Genomic DNA, 15,625 nt, shown 5'->3' with positions numbered 1-15,625 from the left:
ACCACCTCAGAGGAAATCGACGCTGCCCAGGAAAACCTGGCCCCGGCGCTCGCAGCAGGCATACGGCCGCCACAGCGCCCATGCGTAGTCGCCTTGCTGCGCCTGGGTAAGGAAGCCGCTGCGCGGGAAAACCGTGCAGGACGAGGACAGGACGGGCGTGAGTTCTTGCCACTTGCCGGTGGAGGCATCGCCTTCCATCAGCGCGCCGGCCGGCCAGTAGCCGTCGCGGGAGTTGGCAAGCAACGGCTGATAGACGTGGATCTGCCCGCGGCGCGTGACGACATCGCCCGCACGCTGGGCCACCACTGCGCCGGCCTTGAAGTCGTCGGTTTGGTGCAGGAAGCCGCCGCGGGGATACACGTTGCCCCAAAGGTTCATCGTGGTGCGTGCGCCAACCTCGCGCCGGCCCGGAATCAGCGCTTCCGGGTAGGCCATCTCGGGCACGTTGTAGCGCCAGGCCAGCGTATCCAGGGTGCTGAGCAGATACGGCATGAACGCCGTGCCCGCGCCCTCGCAGAAGTAGCCCGAGGACGAGACGAACTGGTTGAACACCTCGGCGCCGGGGTGGCCGATGACATCCGCGTTCTTGAATTTCGCGAGGTTGTTTTCGTGGTCCTCGTTCGTCGTCCCGTCGCCGCCTGCATGAGCGGACGGATTGGGCGTGCTCATTGCCCGGACTTCGATCCAGGGGTTTTCGCCGGTATTCGAGTACGACGACACCACTGCATCGGGGATGTAGTGGCGCACCTTGATCGACGTGCGCACCGTGCAGCCCGTCCAGGTGCAGTAGAGCCAATAGCAGATGCCGACGACGCGGTATTCGAGGCAGTCGGGCGACGCCACCGAGCCGACGATGGTGGCGGTGTTGAGGGCGTAGCTGCCGGTGGCACTGAACAGCAGCAGCGAGGCCACGGCAACGCGCAGGCGGCGCAACAGGTCGAATGGACGGATCACGGCTGCGCCCTCCGGTGCTGCTCGATGCGCGCGACGGCGCGAGCCACGTCCGGCTCGCCATAGACCACGTAGCGCTGGTCCACAACGACGGCCGGGAGGCTGGTGATGCCGAGGCTCCATGCGTCGGTGACGCCTTGGTATGCAGAAGCAATGCGTCGCTGTAGATCGGCACCGCCGCCATTCAACCGGCGCTTGACGATGGCCATCGCCTGTTCGGGGTCGGTGGGCAGTCCCACGGAAAGCTCCGCTTCAATCCTGTGGGCTTCGTCCAGCTCGATCAGCCGCTCGCCACCCATGGTCTTGACCGGGTGGCGGCTGTCGGTGACGACCACCACGTCGGCGGCGAAGGTGGCCGGGCTGAAAACGGCCAGGGCTGCCGGCAGCGCTACGGCCAGGCCGAGGGTTCCCCAGCCCGGCGCGAACCTGGAAAGAGGTGCTGGCATGTCGCGTGCCCTTGAAGTTGATCAGAGCCGTAGTCAAACGCGAAGCCGACGCGGCCCCAACAAACAATGCGCATCGCGCACTGCCCGCATACCTGCTTGTCTCGCGCCAATGAAAAAGCGGAGGCCGAAGCCTCCACTTGGATTAGCAAGCCGATGCCGTCGCTACAGCAGGCCGGATTCCGCGAACGAGTACGGCGTGCCCTGGCCGACGATGAGGTGATCCAGCACCCTCACGTCGATCAGCGCCAGCGCGGTCTTCAGCGTCTGGGTCAACGCGCGGTCCGCGCTTGACGGCTCCGTGCAGCCCGAAGGGTGTTGGTGCGAAAAAATGACCGCAGCGGCGTTAAGTTCCAGGGCGCGCTGCACGATTGGGCGCGCATGCACCGTGGTCGAATGGACCGTACCCTTGAACATCGGCTCATAGGCCAGCACCTCGTGCATGCTGTTGAGAAACACGACGGCGAAGATTTCGTTCGGCTCGGCGGCCAGTTTCAGGCGCAGGTAGTCCTTGACGGCCGCAGGCTGATCCAGGGATGGCCCCTTCTTGAAGACCCGCTGCTCCAGCAGCACGATCGCTTGCCGGATGATCCAGTCATCGGATTGGGACGCAGGGGAAAAACGTGGCTCCACGCAGGAGTCGTTGACGACGAGAGACATGGCGAACCTCCAGAATGTGAACGGAGGACGCCGCCCTGGGAGGGCAAGCCCTCCTGGGGATGAAACAGCGGAACAAGGTGCATCCACCACCGCGCAGCGGTGATTGTTCGCAGCCAGGATGCGAAGCGAACGGGTCGCGGTCAGCGCGGCAAGCCGCGCCGTAGCCTCCAAGACCGAGGGCTACCTGGGCATGTCACCGACAACGTCGGCAGGCATTTCGGATGTGGCGGTGGCGGGTGAAGCCGCCGCGTCGCTGGCCATGCCCCCAGCCGCCAGCATGTCCATGGCCGACAGCAAGGCATCGCCCTCGATAGGCCCCTGCAGCAGGATGGCCTGGCCCGTCTGGCGATCGAGCAGCCGCAGCGACGGTGTGGCGGTCACGCCGCTCTTGGTGGCTTCTGCGGCCTGGGCGCGGATGGCCGCGTTGGGCCGCTCGCTCGCCATGCACTGCTCGATGGCTGACGTTGTTTCGGGGTAACGCAAGCCATCGGGCAAGCCCTGGCCGTCGCTGCGCGTGTGGGCATAGACCCATTCGACGGCTTGCCAGAACGCAGCATGCCCGCCAGCTTCAGCGGCGCACTCGGCCAGACGAGCCTCGGCCGACGCGGCCGGCTCGTGCGCGGCCAGCGGCTGGTGGTGCCATTGCAGCGCCACGTCGGTGTTGTTGCCGACCCAGCGCTTGAGCTGCGGGAAGTACTCCCGGCAGAACGGGCATTCCAGGTCGGCATAGAGCGTCAGCGTGAAGCGGCCCTCCGGATTGCCCATCTGCCAGGGCGGCCCGGAAGGCTGCGTCATGCTGGCCGGCGCGGGCGGCTGCGGCGGGGATTCGCCGGGCGACCGGAACACCAGCCAGATCAGCAGCAGCGCGACCAGTGCAGCAGCCAATACCCAGGGCCAGCGAGGCCGCCGAGTGCGGCGGCGGAACGCCTGGACCTGCATCGGGATGGAAGGACGTTTCGGTTCCATGGCGTTCTCCGGCTTACGACAGTTCCAGGGCCGGCGACTCGATGCCGCGCGCCTGGTCGATCTTCTCGGCGACCCGGAAGGCCGCCTCCAGTTCGGTGCAGCCGTATTGCTGCATGAGCTGGTAGCGTTCGGCCTTCTCCTCGGGTTCTGTCTGTGCGAGGGCGAGGTACAGGCTCGGCGGCACGGCACGGAACAGCACTTCCATGCTCTTGGAGAGAATGACGCCCTCGGTGAATTTCCCCGCCTCTTTGCGCGCCGAAAGCATCAGCGCCTTCTGCGCGGGCGAGAGTTCGCGGAACCGCGCGATCTTCTCGACTTCATCGGGCGGCATGCTGAGACAGATCCACCACTCGATCATGTTCAACATGGGCTCTGCGGCGCGCGGCAGATCGTCGATATTTTGCGTAGCAAGCCAGAACCAGGCCCCCAACTTGCGCCACATCTTCGTGATCTTGACCACATAGGGCGCGAGCAGCGGATTCTTGGTGATCACGTGACCTTCGTCGGTCACATTGATGATCGGGCGCCCCAAATACTGGTCGCGTTCGGCGATGTTGTTCACCGTGCTGATCAGGCTGATGTAGGCGATGGAGAGCTGCGCGTTGTAACCCTCGCGGGCGTAGGTCGCCAGATCGACCAGGGTGATGTCGGCTTCCGGCCATGGTGTGCCGTCGCGGTCGAACATCTCGCCGTCCGTGCCTTGGCAGAACATATCCATCGCGTCCGCCATCTCCAGCAGCCGCACGCGCCGCATCTCGGGCAGCGTCGGGTCCTGGCCGCGAGTGCGCAGCGCGTTGCGCACGTCGCGCGTGAGCACCGTGCGCTTCTCGCTACCACCTCCACCGTGGCAGTGCTCGGCGGCGTCGAGGATGCACTGGCGGATCAGCGAGCGGTCGGCCCGCGTCATCCGGGCTTCTTCCTTGTCCTCGCCGCCGGTGATCATCAGCCGCGCCGTGATCTCCAATTCGCCGAGCACGTCGCGCTGCTCGTCCGCCTCCATGGCCGAGGCATCCGGGGGAAGGTCCTCGTCCAGCGCGTCGGCATCGAGCGTCTGCATGTCGCTCGGCGTTTCGATCAGCCGGCGCGCATCGGCGAACGGCGCGAGGCTGATGCCTGAGCCAGGGGCCAGCTTGACCCGGTTCACGGTGAGACCCAAGCGCTTGGCGAAATCGCTGAACAGGCCGAAGCTGTTGCCGGCCTCCACGATGAACAGCCGCGGGCGGTATATCGCCGTGATCTGGTTCAAGAGGTTGTTGAGCGTCGCGGACTTGCCCGAGCCGGTGGGACCGAACAGGAAGAGATGGGCGTTCATCTGCCGGTCCAACCTGTTCAAGGGGTCAAACGTAATCGGGCCGCCACCACGGTTGAACATCGTGATGCCGGGGTGCCCCGTGCCCTGGGCGCGGCCCCACACCGGCGACACGTTCGCGATGTGCTGCGCGAACATCAGTTGGGTGTACCACCTGCGCCGATCCTGGCCGGGGTTGTAGCAGCACGGCAGCCAGCGCAAGTAGCTGTTGAGCGGTGCCACCTCGTCGTCCTCGCGCACCGGCTGCAAGCCGGCGTTGAGCATCACGTTCGCCAGGTCCAGGCCGCGCCGGTCCAGTTCGGCTTCGTCGCGTCCGCGCAGGTAGAACGCCAGCGTCCCCCGGTAGAGCTTGTGCGCGCTGCCGATGAGGGAGCGGGCTTCCTGCACGTCCTTCAACGTCTGCTCCGACGCCAGCGTCTCGCCCACGGCCTTCTTCGCCAGGTGGTTGAGATCCGCTTCCAGGACATCCTGCGGCGTGGCGACCATCGTGAGACAAAGCAAGGTGTCTTCCGGCATCTGGTCGAACAGCGTGTTGATGGCATCCCCTTTGCGGGTCTCGCCGGTCAGGTGTCCGGTGCCGGGCGGCATGCGCAGCCGGTCGGTGATCAGCACGCGGTGCGGCATGCCGTCGAAGTACCAGGTGCCGTGCTCCACGTCGGAGCGTGGCTGACCGAAGAACAACCGCTGGCTGAAATCCCGCCCGCTCGCCAGCTCGATTTCGCCGTCCTCGGCCTCGTCGGGGTAGCGCGCCAGCGCGTAGAAGCGCTCCCGGTCCTCTGCACTCGGCCCGAGCATCGCGGGGCGCGGATTGAACCAGCGCAGCAGCCAGTCGTGGACGTCGGCTGCGACTATGCGCCGTGCCTGGATGCCGGCGTTCGCCAGGCCGCCGCACAGGCGGTCGCAAACGATGTTCAGCATCTGCTCGGGCGTCTGGCCGCGGCGGCTTGCCTGCCCGGTGGCACGGCGATAGATCACCATGCGCACCCGCCGCGTCTGGCCGCGCCAGCGCAGCCGCGTGACCACCGTGTCCTCGAACAGGCCGCCCGGCTTGGCGACCGCGCGCAGGTGGTGGCCGAAGAAGCGCAGGTAGAACTCGGTGAACGCGGTGTCGCGGGCGCGCGGCTGCACGTAGTCGCGCAGGGTCTGTATGTACTGGTCGAAGCTGGGCTCGTCCTGGGCGTAGAGCTGGAGCACCCAGGGGTTTTCGTCCAGCTCATCGAACGAGTCCTGGAGCGCGTTCTCCAAGGCATCGCGGGCATGCGCGAGCCAGCCGGGTTCCCGGCCCTCGGTGCCCAGCGGCACCAGCTCGTAGAAGGCAGCGACCGACTGCCCATCCTCCAGCAGCATGGACTTCGACTGCGGCAGGAACTCCACCCAAGGCAGCAGTTCCGCGAACGACGGTGCGACGTCGTACAGCGCTTGCTCGTCGGCCACGGTCGCCGGCCTGCGGCCCAGGACCGCCGCGCCGGGTTCGGGGATGCCGGCCTGGCGCAAGGCCTCGACGTGGCGCTGCCAGCCGTCCGGCTGCTCGTCACCGCCAGCGCCGGATGCGGCCAGCTTTGGCCAAGGGAGCTTCCAGCGCATCAGTAGTCCTCCACGCGCTCGCCCGGCATGGCGTATTGCACGCGCTGGTATAGCGGGAAAACCGTCGTGTAGCCCGGCACGGGAACGGGGTCGGTGCCCGCCAGGTGCGGATACACGTACATGACGAGATCGGGATTCGGCAGCCGGTGGAACTGGCGATAGACCTCGTTGCGCGCCGTGCGCGTGTAGCGCATCTGCTCAGCGGGCGTGGCCTGCACGTCGGCGTCGGTCAGCGGCCGGCGCAGGCTCTGGCGCGCGTCGAGCAACTGCCGGCGTGCGACCTGGCCGGTGCCACCGCTGCCGCCTGTTTCCTGCTGCCAGATGTCCATCATGGTGCGGTCGCTATGGGTCAGCAGTTTTTCCTTGCTGGTGGCGCAGCCGCCGAGCACCGCGACGGCGAGGGCCAGCGCCAGGCCCTTAGTCAAGTTCGAGCGCATGGCTTTCTCCTGCACGGTGATCGACCTTGCGACCTTCGGGGTCGTGATCGATGGCGAGCGGCTTTTCGAGATGAACGGCGACCTTGGCGCCGGGCTGCACATAGACGGCGGCGAACGCCTGGCCGTAAAGCTTGTTGACCCAGGCCGACATGTCCCGCACGCCGCCCGCGAGGATCTGTCCGACCGCTTCCTGGCCGCTGATGCCCACGGTGCCGATGGAGCCGTCCGAGCCGACGTAGGACATGCGGCCGCTGTCGCTCTCGATGAGCGAGGCCACGCCGGCACCGGCGGCCGTGATCAGGGCCTGGGAGCCGAGGTACTGCTGGGCGTTGCTGCGCCGCTCGCCGCTGACGCAGGGGATGCCGTGCGGATCGCTGATCCAGCCCAAGCCGTCGCGTTGCTGGTTGTTCTGCTGGTTGCCTTCGCGGTCTTCGGGGATCGTGCGGATCGTGCCGTCGTTGAAGACGAAGGTGATGCTGCGCACCTGGCCGCGCACGCACGAGAGCGTCCAGTCGCCCGATGCGGTTCCGCTGAACACGGCGCCGGCCACGTCGGGAATGTCAATGCCGTTGGCGGTCAGGTTGTCGGCGCCGACCAGGACTTTAAAGGGATACGGGTCGTTCACGGTGCCGTCGATCGGCACCCGCCCAATCAGTGCCGTCATCGCCACGGAGCCCATGAGCGTCGAGTCTGTCGGCACGGTATAGACCGGCGTGGCGCTCTTGACGCCTGCAGCACGTGCGCCGGCGTTCGCCACGGTTTCCGCGGTCGTTTCCAGCGTGCTTTGCGCGGAGCCGAAGCTCGTCGGGAAGCTCACGCCGCTGCCCGCGCCACGACTGCCGTTGCGCCCCTCGGTCTTCGCGTCGTCCGGCTCGACCCACCGCATGCCGCCTTCCATGCCGGCCTCGTCGCCATCGCGCAGCCCCAGGCCCACGGGCAGATCGGCATGGCCGCCGCCGCGCCCGCCGATGCTGTCCAGACGCCGCTGCAGGTCGGCGAGCAGCCCTTCGGTCTGCTGGCGCGCACTGGCCGCCTGTTCCTGGTCGCGGCGCAGGTTCGAGCGCTCGGATTCGAGGGCCGAATTGATGCGCTGGTCGATGGAGTTTTCGCGCTGGCGTAGCCGCTGGTTCTCCTCGCGCTGCGACTTGTTGTCGGTCAGCGCGGTCTGAAGCTCGGTGCGCAATTGCTTCACCTGGGCCACCAGGGTTGCAACGGTGTCGCGCGGGGTATCGCCTTCGATGCCCAGCGCCTTCATTTCCTCGGGCGTGAGCTTGGCGCCTGCATCCGCCGCGGGCGGTGCCGACGTGCTTCCACCGGAGAACAGCCGGATGGCAACAAACAACACCAGCAAGGCGACCGGGATCATCAGCCACTTGAGCAAGCCGTTACTGCGCATGGCGGGCCTCCTTGCCATCGTCGGCTTTCGCGTCCGGCTGCGGCAGATGCACGGCCGGGTCGAAGCGGTGGATCGCCGGCAGCAGCGACTGCGCGAGGCCGCGCCCGCGCGTCACCAGGTACAGGACGGTCGTGTCCTCGGGCGTCCCGCGGGGGCCGAGCGCTTCGTGCTGGAAGGTGGCGGTGAGGAAATCGCCTTGCAGCACGCGCGGGTCGAGCGTGACCCAGCCGCCGCTGCTGTTGGTCAGACGCACGGCGGTGACCCACTGGTCTTCCAGACGCCACGACGCGAGCGCGACCGCGCGCACCGGCAGCGTCGGCATCAGCGTGCCCAGGTCGAGGTCGCGGCGCAGGTTCACCCGCATGACGCCCGGCAGCGGCTCCACGGTGCGCAGGGGCGCGTAGAGGTTCTGCGCGGCGAAGCGCGTCAGGACGACCGAAACCGGCGTCTCGCGCCGCGCTGCCCGCGTACCTGCCTGATCCTGGGCGCGTGCTGGGGCCTCATCGGCACCGCCTGCCTGATCGCCATAGCGCGCCGGGGTGCTGCTGCCCTCGACGATGCGCACCGGCTCCAGCTCGGCTTCGCCGTCCTTGGGCGGCTCGGCCGCGATGTCGAGCAGGATCAGCGCGCCCGTGTCGGCGTCCTGCAGTTGCAGCCGCGTGGGCTCGATCGGCTCGCTGGCGCGCAGGTACACCGCGCCACCCGCGCTCTGCACGCGCAGGCGTTCGCCCACGCCTGCGGGCACGCCCACGCGGACGTTCCGGTCGATGAACACGATGCGCTCCTGGCCCACCTTCAGCGGCACCGCGAGCGGCATGCGTTCCCAGCGCAGAATCTCCACAGCATGGGAGACGGGTGCCGCGGCCGCGGCCAGCAGCCCCAGCAGCACGAGTACAGGATGCTTCATGGGGTGTTTCCTCCTTGGGGCGCTTGCGGAGACAGGCCGCCAGGTGCCGGGCGCGTCGGCTCCGGGGCGCTGATGCGCTGGGGCGCACCGTCGTAGCAGTCCAGCGCCAGGCCGAACGGGTTGCGGGCGGGATCGACGTCCACCCGCGTGACTTTCACCGGGTAGCGCACGAGCGCGCGCTTGACCTGCTCGGCGCCGTAGTACTCGTCGGCGGTGATGTCGAGCGTCACCACCCAGTCGCGGTCGGAGACCACGCGCACGCGTGCCGTGGGGTCGTCGCCGTAGCCGCGGCCGGGGATTTCGTAGATGCCGCGCACGCGCTGGCGCAGCTCGCCCGTGCTGCGGCGGTAGTCGTAGTCCGCGCGCAGGAAGGCCTGGCAGGACGGGGTGAGGTACGGCGAGAGCGTGTGGAGGTTGCGTGCGTAGTCCTCTTCGCCGTTCGTCGGCCAGCGGTTCAGGGTCTGGAACACGTAGAACGTGAACGCATAGACCGATTCGGGCGGCACTTCCCACCACTTGCGGGTACTGCCGGAGCGCAGGTCGGGCGGGACGTGGATGGTCAGGTCGCGCGGCGCGCTCCACCAGCCGCCGCCCATGACCAGGGCGACGATCACCAGCGCGCCAGCGCCCAGGCGAAGCGTCTTGATGTGCGCCTGCAGGTGGGTGATCTCGTTCTTGAAGCGGCTCATCGTGCGCTCCTTGCAACGGACCTTCGGGTGGACCAGAAGCCGGAGCGCGAGATCAGCACGTGTCCGCCTACCCAGCCCGCCATCAGCGGATGGCGCGTGGCGATGCGCCATTGCAGTTGCCGGTACAGCCAGGTATCGGGACGCCCGCGCTTGAGCCGGCGCAGGATGCCGCCGCCGATGAAGACGCCCAGGGCCACGCCCAGGACGACGAACGTCGGCGCGATGGCGATCGTGCGGAACACCCAGGACAGCGGCGCGCCGACCAGCAGGCCGGCGGCGCCGGACAGGCCGCAGCAGATCCACAGTTCGTCGGCGGTGAGGCCGCGCACGACAACGGGATGGCGGTTGAGCCGGTGCGGAAGGAACGTGACCGTCCCGTCCGCACGGACGTGCTGCTGCTCGGACATACCGGCCTCGCCTTACAGGATGCCGGTGGCTTCGGTGAGCAGCCAGATGCCGATCACGAGCAGGACGGCGCCGATGGCGACCGTGAGACCGAACTGCCCCCAGGTCTTGCGGCCGGTGTGGATTTCGGCGTAGGTGCCGTAGGCGTGGTAGCAGACGCCGATAAACATCGACGCCACGACCAGGAGGGCCACGAGCATGATGATGTCGTAGCCGTAGTTCCTGATCGTTTCCATGATGCCGTTGCCGGTGCCGCGGGTTGGGTTTTCCAACTGCGGCAAGCCTTGCGCGAACGACAGCGCGGGCAGCGCGGCGGCGCCCAGCGCCACGGCGGCGCGCTGGGCAAGACGGGAATGGAGGATGCGGTTTTGCATGGTCGTGCCTTTCAGGTCAGGAGAGGAGGAAGAAGCTCAGGACGAGGTACATCGCGACGAAGCGGATGCAGACGCCGAGGAACTGGCGCTGGTTGAGGCGGCTCTCGGACCACCCCACGTAGGCCGTTCGGATGGCCCAGACGCCCCACACGAGCAGGACCGCGAACACGACGCCGACCAGGACGGTCGCCATCGCCGAAGGCGCGATGCCGCTGTTGGCTTGAAATGCCGAGACCTGGGCGCCGTTCATTGCTTGGCTTCCGTAGTCGTCGGCGATGGCGAAGCGGACCGCTCGGTGCGGTAGTCGCCGGCCAGTTCGGAGGGGTCGCGCGGCTGGGCACGCGACGGTGTGAGATGGGCCTGGATGCCTGCGCGCATGCGCGCCAGGTCAGCCAGCAGCCGCGGGTAATCGAAGTGGTAGCGCTCGCCTGGCTGGATGGGGGCATGCGCGGCGCTGTCGGCGACGGTGCGCTCCAGCGCGTCGAGCTGGCGCAGCGCGGCGACCAGCTCCTGGCGCTGTGCGGGGGATTCGGCCAACGCCATCGGGGACTGACCCAGCAGGAGGGCCGTCACGAGAAAAATGGGCACGCCGCGATGCGCGGCGCGCTGCCAGATCGGAGCCAACATCGCGCCATTCCTGTGTGATCAGCAATGGCTTGATCGTGGGCAGCGAGGGGCTTTTAGGCCGCAAACAATAGGAATCCGCGGATGACCGGATTGATGAGCTAGAGATACTTCTTGAAGCTGCCTGCGGTCAGGCTCACGGCCAGTCCCAGCAAGGCGGCGCTGGGCAGCAGGATCAGCAGTGGATGCACAGAGATCGGCAAGGCCAGGTACGTGACCCACGGCAGTACGGCCAGCGGCATCAGGCTCGCCTTCGCGCGGTGGTAGATGAAGCCGGATTCGCGGCCTGCCCCGAACCGGCGCACGTCGCGCCGCACCAGGCCGTCGATCAGGCCGACGAATGCCGCGGTGAAGATCAGCGGCAGCGTGAGCACCAGGACCAGCAGGCGCACGAGGAATGTGAGCGTCGTGAAGGCCGCGGCAATCAGGTAGCTCTCGGTCCAGACATAGACCTGGCTGACGTAGTAGCGGAAGTTGCGCGTCTGCTCGTGGCTGGGCGCGCGGGCGCGCTCGGCGGTCTGGCTCATGCGCTCCAGCAGCCCGGAACGCACGAACACCCATTCGTAGCCGGTGTCCACCAGATCGTGCGCCGTGCGGCCCGGCTCCTGCACGACCACGCTGCGCGTGAAGTGGCTGGACAGGTGCCCCAGCTCGTACTGCAACATCTGCTGGGAATGGCGCCAGCCCTGGTCCTGCCAGAACAGGTGCATGCCGACGCACTCGATCACGATCGAGAACAGCAGCGAGCCGATCAGCACCCCGAGCAGCCGGAACGGCAAGGTGATGGTGCCGACGATCAGGCCCTGGCGCTGGTTCTGCTCCCGCTGCGCAGTCGAGGCGGCATCTTTCATGGCGAAGCCTCGTCGGCGGCGCTGTCGCCCGTGGTGGTGGCCACCACGTCTGGCCCGGGCGCAGCGGCATCGTCCAGCAGGTCGTCGGGCAAGGCTGCGTCCTGCAAGACCGGGGAACTGGTGAACTCCCACCACTGCGTCGCTTCGCTGTAGCTCTGGCGCATGTGCCCGGCCAGTTGCTGCAAGTCTGCCGGCATCACCTCGTCCGGGTCCGGCGCCGGCAGCGGCATGCGCACTTTCCAAAGCTGGCCGCCCTGCAGCAGTGCGAAGCACTGGCCCTTGGGCAGGCCGACGACATGCGACGGCTCGATCATCGGCACGCTGGACATGCTGATGCGATCCTGGGTGTTGCTGGTGAAGTCCGTCGCCCCGCGGATGTCCGAGCTATCCGTCGCGCCGCTCACGATGGTGGTCGTATAGACCTCGACCTTCGGTAGTTGCCGGGTCAGCAGTTCAGCGGTCGCGGTCTCGCGCACGCGCAGCACGAAAAGGTTGTTGAAATTCCCGATCACCTGGCCGGCTTTCGCGCGGTTGCCGATGCGGGCCTCGATGTCCGAGAGGGTCTGTGTGTACGCGGTGACTTGCAGGCCGGCACCGCCCCCCTTGTTGATCAACGGCACGAATTCATCACCCATGAGTTCGTTGAATTCGTCCGCGTGGACATTGATCGGCACGCGCGCACCGGCCGATGCGCTCGGCAGGCCATCGTCAATCCCGTGCTTGTAGATGTGCCCGGCGACCGACACGAGATCGCTGAACATCGAGTTGCCGACCGCAGCGGCGACCTCGGCGTCGGACAGTGCATCCAGGCCGACATAGACGATGGCCCTCTTACGGATGACCTGCATCCAGTCGAAGATCGGCCTGGGGTCGTTGAGGTCTGAATAGTTGGGAGCCAGGAGCTGCGAAATCTTGCCGCTGGTGAGCTTCTCCAGCAGCGGCAGGAGGCTGGCGACGATCTTGTCGAAGTACGTCTTGTCGTAGCGGACGGCGGAGCGCAGGCCATCCAGCACCGGGTCATAGTTGCGCGCCTGCGAGAGGTACTGCTCCAGCGCCACCACGCGCTTCTCGCGCCCGATCATGTTGCGCGGGATGTTCTTCTCGTTGAGCTTGGCCTCGATCTGGACGATCACCTCCCAGGCCTTGGGCTCCGTCTTGGCGAAGTAGTGCTGGGCGTATTCGATGAACAGTGCGTCGATGTTGATGACGTGCCGCTGGATCAGCATGTAGTCTGGGCGCTGCCCCAGCTCCACCAGGGCGCGGGCGATGATGTTGACGAAGCGCCAGGCGAACTCGCGGAACGCCGCGCTGTTGCCTTCGCCGGAAAGCTGCCCCGCGACGCGGGTGGCCACCTCGCTGATGCGGCCGAAGCGCCCCACGGCGTTGTAGCGCGCGGAAATGTCCGGCCAGCCCAAATGAAAGACGTAGAACTCGCCTTCGCGGCCCGCGCGCTTGGCCTCGACGTACATCCGCTTCAGGAGATCGGCATCACCCTTGGGGTCAATGACGATCACGACCTCGTGCTCGCCCGCGGCGTTCACGCGCCGGATGTCCTGGGTCACGAACAGTTCGGCCAGCCGGGTCTTGCCGACGCGCGTGGTGCCCAGTACCAGTGAGTGGCCGACGCGCTCGCCGAGTGGCAGGCTGACGTCCACCTCTTCGGGTTCGATGCCGTGCAGGCGCGGCAGGCCGCCCACTGGCGGAAGCGGCCGCACTGGGTTGAGCGGCACATCCCAGCTCGTGAGCCGGGCCAGGCTGGACAGCGGGAACGGAGCGAACTCCAGCCGTTCCTCCAGGCGCCGCGCCAGCCGGTACGCGGGTGTCGGTTCGACATAGCGGCGGAACTCCGGCCGGTACGTCTGCATCAGCCTATGGGTGTGCTTCTGCTCCCACAGGAACCCGCGCCCCACGAACAGCCGTTGCTGGCTGACCGGCACATCCTTGCTGGTCATCACGTACCGAGGCAGGCGGCGGATGTTGCGCCGGTAGCGCAGGATGACGCGGGCATCGCGGTAGCGGATCGCACCGTAGGCACCGAACGCCAGCGCGCTGCCGACGCCCATCGACGGGCTCAGCGCGAGCGACCATGGGGCCACCAGGGACAGAAACGCGGCGCCCGCGCATGCGGCAACGGTGTATAGCTCCACCGCTGGGCGTAGCAGTACCTCGACCGGCTGTTTCCCCGACATGGCTTCATTGCTCGATGCCGGTGGCCGTGATCAGCGCCGGGTAGTGCCGCAGGCCCAGACGCTCGGCCAAGTCGTCGCCGGACACAGGCGCGAGCGGCACACCGGGCACCAGGGCGCGCAGCCGCGCCAGGCCCTGCACGGTCTCGACGTTGACCACCAGGCCGACCGCGCCGCGCTCGTGCAGTGCTGCCGCCTGGCGGCGCAGCCAGGCCCGGGACGCCTCGTCGTCGCCGACGACCACGAAAGGCCGCAGGCCCGGGGCCTCGATCACCCGCCGCGCGACGGTGCCGGGCGTGAGCTTGGCGCTGCGCACGGGTAGCATCGCGGCCTCGTCCGCCGGCGTGGCGGGAACCTGGGGTGTCGGGATCGGCGGCCGGGCCGGCGCGTTGGCGCGCGGCTGGAGGTTCAGGGCTTCGTAGTACGGCAGCGCCGACGCGCCGCCACGGTCTTCGACCACGATCAGCGGCTCGCCGGCAAGCGAGGCCAGCGGCAGGCCCGCCAGCAGTACGAGCAGGCCCCGCAAGGCCAGATGCGATGTCGTCATGGGGATGTCTCCTGGCGTGCGGCGAGAACCGCGGCGGTTGGGCGTGCGCCCCGCACCCGGGCGAGGTGGCGCGACACGCTGCGCCGGTAGCGGGCGGCAGGCTCGCCGCCCGCAGGACGGTGGTAGCGGCCGATCGCCAGCAACCAGTCCTCGCCGGGGGTGTGCTGCTCGCGCAGGATCTCGGCAGCGATGGCGAGGTTGCGGTACGGGTCCAGCAGGTCGCACGCGCTGGCGTAGCGCTGCTGGTGGTAGCCGAGGTTGATCTGGCCCAGGCCCGCGTCGATGCGCGTGTGCGGCGTGGAGCGCATCACCTGCTGCAAGCCCGCGCAGGCATCGGCGCGGGTCGCATAGCGGCGCGACTGGCCGGCGACGTTGAGCGACCACGGCCATGGGACGATGCGCCCGTTGCGCCGGATGCCGCTTTCCTGCAAGGCCACGGCGTAGAGCACCGTCGAGGGGATGCCTGCGCGCTGTGCGGCGAGCTGGTAGGCAGGTGGCGGAACCTCCTGGGCCTGGGCGACGCAGGCGCACAGGCCAGCGGCGAGCACCAGTGCGCGCGGGAGTGCGGCTATGGCTGGCGCTGCCATTGGCCGTTCACCTCGCGCACGACCGCGGGCAAGTCGCCGGGCAGGCCCAGCGACAGCCAGCGGCCGCCGTCGTGGTTGAGCGTGATGGTGCCGCTGCGCACGCGCGCCGGATCGACGTTCGCGCGTTTGGCCCAGTCGCGGATGCGCGCATCGTCCTGGCGGCTGCCGACCATGTACAGGTCGAACTCGGTCCCCGAGGATTGCAGGCGCTGTACGAGCTGCCCGCAGGCTTCGCAGCCGTCCTTGACGAACACCGCCGTGCGGCCGGAGCCGCGCGTGGCTCCGGCGATCGGCTTGTCGTCGGGCAAGTTCACCCGCTGCATGCCGGGGTTCAGACGCTGCCAGGCCTCGTCGTAAGCCCTCTGGTAGGCGAGCAGCTTCTCCACGCGGCGCGCTTCGACCTGCACCTGCAGCTCGGCGTAGCGGCGCCGTTCTTCATCGGTGCGCGCCTCGATGCCCAGGGCCGACAGCGGGTCCAGGTTGGGCGAGTAGATGCCCAGTGGCCCGTCCATCAGTTCGCGGTAGCGCGCCCACTCCTGCGGCTGCAGGCCCCAGTCGCTCGCCACCCGGTCATCCAGAACGCGAGCGACCAGCGGGCGCTCCTGGCTCTGTGCATTGCGGGCGGGTGCCGCAGGCGGCTGCTGCGCCCAGACGGGCCACTGGGCGGACGCCAGCAGGAGCGCGGAAAGGAAGATCGATGGCTTCATGC

At 68.0% G+C, this 15,625-nt stretch carries 18 protein-coding genes; all 18 read right to left on the bottom strand.

What is annotated here, in order from left to right; translation table 11 throughout:
- Positions 1-6: 6 nt before the first annotated feature.
- Positions 7-954: a TIGR03756 family integrating conjugative element protein gene (locus DBO86_RS00435; RefSeq protein ID WP_108232678.1), complete on the bottom strand. Its 948-nt coding sequence runs from the start codon at positions 952-954 to the stop codon at positions 7-9.
- On the bottom strand, positions 951-1,397 hold the full coding sequence (locus tag DBO86_RS00430) for a TIGR03757 family integrating conjugative element protein (RefSeq protein WP_108232677.1): 447 nt from the start codon (positions 1,395-1,397) through the stop codon (positions 951-953). The genes DBO86_RS00435 and DBO86_RS00430 overlap by 4 nt, the downstream gene beginning before the upstream one ends.
- Before the next feature lie 162 nt (positions 1,398-1,559).
- Entirely contained in the window at positions 1,560-2,054 is a 495-nt protein-coding gene (radC, locus tag DBO86_RS00425) for a RadC family protein (protein WP_108232676.1), read from the bottom strand.
- A gap of 180 nt (positions 2,055-2,234) precedes the next feature.
- On the bottom strand, positions 2,235-3,020 hold the full coding sequence (locus DBO86_RS00420) for a DsbA family protein (RefSeq protein ID WP_108232675.1): 786 nt from the start codon (positions 3,018-3,020) through the stop codon (positions 2,235-2,237).
- A gap of 13 nt (positions 3,021-3,033) precedes the next feature.
- On the bottom strand, positions 3,034-5,913 hold the full coding sequence (locus tag DBO86_RS00415; protein ID WP_108232674.1) for a conjugative transfer ATPase: 2,880 nt from the start codon (positions 5,911-5,913) through the stop codon (positions 3,034-3,036).
- The gene (locus DBO86_RS00410) at positions 5,913-6,350 is read right to left on the bottom strand and encodes a TIGR03751 family conjugal transfer lipoprotein (protein WP_108232691.1); all 438 of its coding nucleotides are present in this window, start codon (positions 6,348-6,350) and stop codon (positions 5,913-5,915) included. The genes DBO86_RS00415 and DBO86_RS00410 overlap by 1 nt, the downstream gene beginning before the upstream one ends.
- The gene (locus DBO86_RS00405) at positions 6,331-7,746 is read right to left on the bottom strand and encodes a TIGR03752 family integrating conjugative element protein (RefSeq protein WP_108232673.1); all 1,416 of its coding nucleotides are present in this window, start codon (positions 7,744-7,746) and stop codon (positions 6,331-6,333) included. The genes DBO86_RS00410 and DBO86_RS00405 overlap by 20 nt, the downstream gene beginning before the upstream one ends.
- Complete coding sequence (locus tag DBO86_RS00400; protein ID WP_108232672.1) at positions 7,736-8,653, bottom strand: TIGR03749 family integrating conjugative element protein; 918 nt, start codon at positions 8,651-8,653, stop codon at positions 7,736-7,738. The genes DBO86_RS00405 and DBO86_RS00400 overlap by 11 nt, the downstream gene beginning before the upstream one ends.
- Entirely contained in the window at positions 8,650-9,342 is a 693-nt protein-coding gene (locus tag DBO86_RS00395; protein WP_033448786.1) for a PFL_4703 family integrating conjugative element protein, read from the bottom strand. The genes DBO86_RS00400 and DBO86_RS00395 overlap by 4 nt, the downstream gene beginning before the upstream one ends.
- Complete coding sequence (locus DBO86_RS00390) at positions 9,339-9,749, bottom strand: TIGR03750 family conjugal transfer protein (protein ID WP_094226389.1); 411 nt, start codon at positions 9,747-9,749, stop codon at positions 9,339-9,341. Before DBO86_RS00390 ends, DBO86_RS00395 begins: the two co-directional genes overlap by 4 nt.
- A 12-nt stretch (positions 9,750-9,761) precedes the next feature.
- Positions 9,762-10,121 carry a TIGR03745 family integrating conjugative element membrane protein gene (locus DBO86_RS00385; protein ID WP_023095489.1) on the bottom strand — a complete coding sequence of 120 codons (360 nt, stop codon included), beginning with the start codon at positions 10,119-10,121 and terminating at the stop codon, positions 9,762-9,764.
- A gap of 16 nt (positions 10,122-10,137) precedes the next feature.
- Entirely contained in the window at positions 10,138-10,371 is a 234-nt protein-coding gene (locus tag DBO86_RS00380; protein WP_003050225.1) for a TIGR03758 family integrating conjugative element protein, read from the bottom strand.
- Positions 10,368-10,748 (bottom strand): integrative conjugative element protein, RAQPRD family, encoded by a 381-nt coding sequence (locus DBO86_RS00375; RefSeq protein ID WP_108232671.1) that lies wholly within the window; start codon positions 10,746-10,748, stop codon positions 10,368-10,370. Before DBO86_RS00375 ends, DBO86_RS00380 begins: the two co-directional genes overlap by 4 nt.
- Positions 10,749-10,846: 98 nt before the next feature.
- Positions 10,847-11,596, bottom strand: a complete 750-nt coding sequence (locus DBO86_RS00370) for a TIGR03747 family integrating conjugative element membrane protein (protein WP_033472251.1) — start codon at positions 11,594-11,596, stop codon at positions 10,847-10,849.
- Positions 11,593-13,785 (bottom strand): type IV conjugative transfer system coupling protein TraD, encoded by a 2,193-nt coding sequence (gene traD / locus DBO86_RS00365; RefSeq protein ID WP_108232670.1) that lies wholly within the window; start codon positions 13,783-13,785, stop codon positions 11,593-11,595. The genes DBO86_RS00370 and traD overlap by 4 nt, the downstream gene beginning before the upstream one ends.
- Before the next feature lie 4 nt (positions 13,786-13,789).
- Positions 13,790-14,329, bottom strand: coding sequence for an integrating conjugative element protein (locus tag DBO86_RS00360; protein WP_108232669.1), 540 nt, complete (start codon positions 14,327-14,329; stop codon positions 13,790-13,792).
- Entirely contained in the window at positions 14,326-14,916 is a 591-nt protein-coding gene (locus DBO86_RS00355) for a transglycosylase SLT domain-containing protein (RefSeq protein WP_108232668.1), read from the bottom strand. The genes DBO86_RS00360 and DBO86_RS00355 overlap by 4 nt, the downstream gene beginning before the upstream one ends.
- Entirely contained in the window at positions 14,898-15,623 is a 726-nt protein-coding gene (locus DBO86_RS00350) for a TIGR03759 family integrating conjugative element protein (protein WP_033448810.1), read from the bottom strand. The genes DBO86_RS00355 and DBO86_RS00350 overlap by 19 nt, the downstream gene beginning before the upstream one ends.
- Between the last annotated feature and the right edge of the window lie 2 nt (positions 15,624-15,625).

The sequence above is a fragment of the Ectopseudomonas oleovorans genome (assembly GCF_003052605.1).
Taxonomy (GTDB): domain Bacteria; phylum Pseudomonadota; class Gammaproteobacteria; order Pseudomonadales; family Pseudomonadaceae; genus Aquipseudomonas; species Aquipseudomonas oleovorans_A.
This window is presented reverse-complemented; position numbering and strand designations above follow the sequence as displayed.

What these genes read in the sequence shown, in the direction of transcription:
- DBO86_RS00405 (WP_108232673.1), bottom strand. Translation starts at nt 7,746, where the DNA reads ATGCGCAGTAACGGCTTGCTCAAGTGGCTGATGATCCCGGTCGCCTTG.
- DBO86_RS00370 (WP_033472251.1), bottom strand. Translation starts at nt 11,596, where the DNA reads ATGAAAGATGCCGCCTCGACTGCGCAGCGGGAGCAGAACCAGCGCCAG.
- DBO86_RS00360 (WP_108232669.1), bottom strand. Translation starts at nt 14,329, where the DNA reads ATGACGACATCGCATCTGGCCTTGCGGGGCCTGCTCGTACTGCTGGCG.
- DBO86_RS00410 (WP_108232691.1), bottom strand. Translation starts at nt 6,350, where the DNA reads ATGCGCTCGAACTTGACTAAGGGCCTGGCGCTGGCCCTCGCCGTCGCG.
- DBO86_RS00355 (WP_108232668.1), bottom strand. Translation starts at nt 14,916, where the DNA reads ATGGCAGCGCCAGCCATAGCCGCACTCCCGCGCGCACTGGTGCTCGCC.
- DBO86_RS00420 (WP_108232675.1), bottom strand. Translation starts at nt 3,020, where the DNA reads ATGGAACCGAAACGTCCTTCCATCCCGATGCAGGTCCAGGCGTTCCGC.
- DBO86_RS00415 (WP_108232674.1), bottom strand. Translation starts at nt 5,913, where the DNA reads ATGCGCTGGAAGCTCCCTTGGCCAAAGCTGGCCGCATCCGGCGCTGGC.
- DBO86_RS00395 (WP_033448786.1), bottom strand. Translation starts at nt 9,342, where the DNA reads ATGAGCCGCTTCAAGAACGAGATCACCCACCTGCAGGCGCACATCAAG.
- DBO86_RS00375 (WP_108232671.1), bottom strand. Translation starts at nt 10,748, where the DNA reads ATGTTGGCTCCGATCTGGCAGCGCGCCGCGCATCGCGGCGTGCCCATT.
- DBO86_RS00390 (WP_094226389.1), bottom strand. Translation starts at nt 9,749, where the DNA reads ATGTCCGAGCAGCAGCACGTCCGTGCGGACGGGACGGTCACGTTCCTT.
- DBO86_RS00400 (WP_108232672.1), bottom strand. Translation starts at nt 8,653, where the DNA reads ATGAAGCATCCTGTACTCGTGCTGCTGGGGCTGCTGGCCGCGGCCGCG.
- DBO86_RS00430 (WP_108232677.1), bottom strand. Translation starts at nt 1,397, where the DNA reads ATGCCAGCACCTCTTTCCAGGTTCGCGCCGGGCTGGGGAACCCTCGGC.
- DBO86_RS00385 (WP_023095489.1), bottom strand. Translation starts at nt 10,121, where the DNA reads ATGCAAAACCGCATCCTCCATTCCCGTCTTGCCCAGCGCGCCGCCGTG.
- traD (WP_108232670.1), bottom strand. Translation starts at nt 13,785, where the DNA reads ATGTCGGGGAAACAGCCGGTCGAGGTACTGCTACGCCCAGCGGTGGAG.
- DBO86_RS00380 (WP_003050225.1), bottom strand. Translation starts at nt 10,371, where the DNA reads ATGAACGGCGCCCAGGTCTCGGCATTTCAAGCCAACAGCGGCATCGCG.
- DBO86_RS00350 (WP_033448810.1), bottom strand. Translation starts at nt 15,623, where the DNA reads ATGAAGCCATCGATCTTCCTTTCCGCGCTCCTGCTGGCGTCCGCCCAG.
- radC (WP_108232676.1), bottom strand. Translation starts at nt 2,054, where the DNA reads ATGTCTCTCGTCGTCAACGACTCCTGCGTGGAGCCACGTTTTTCCCCT.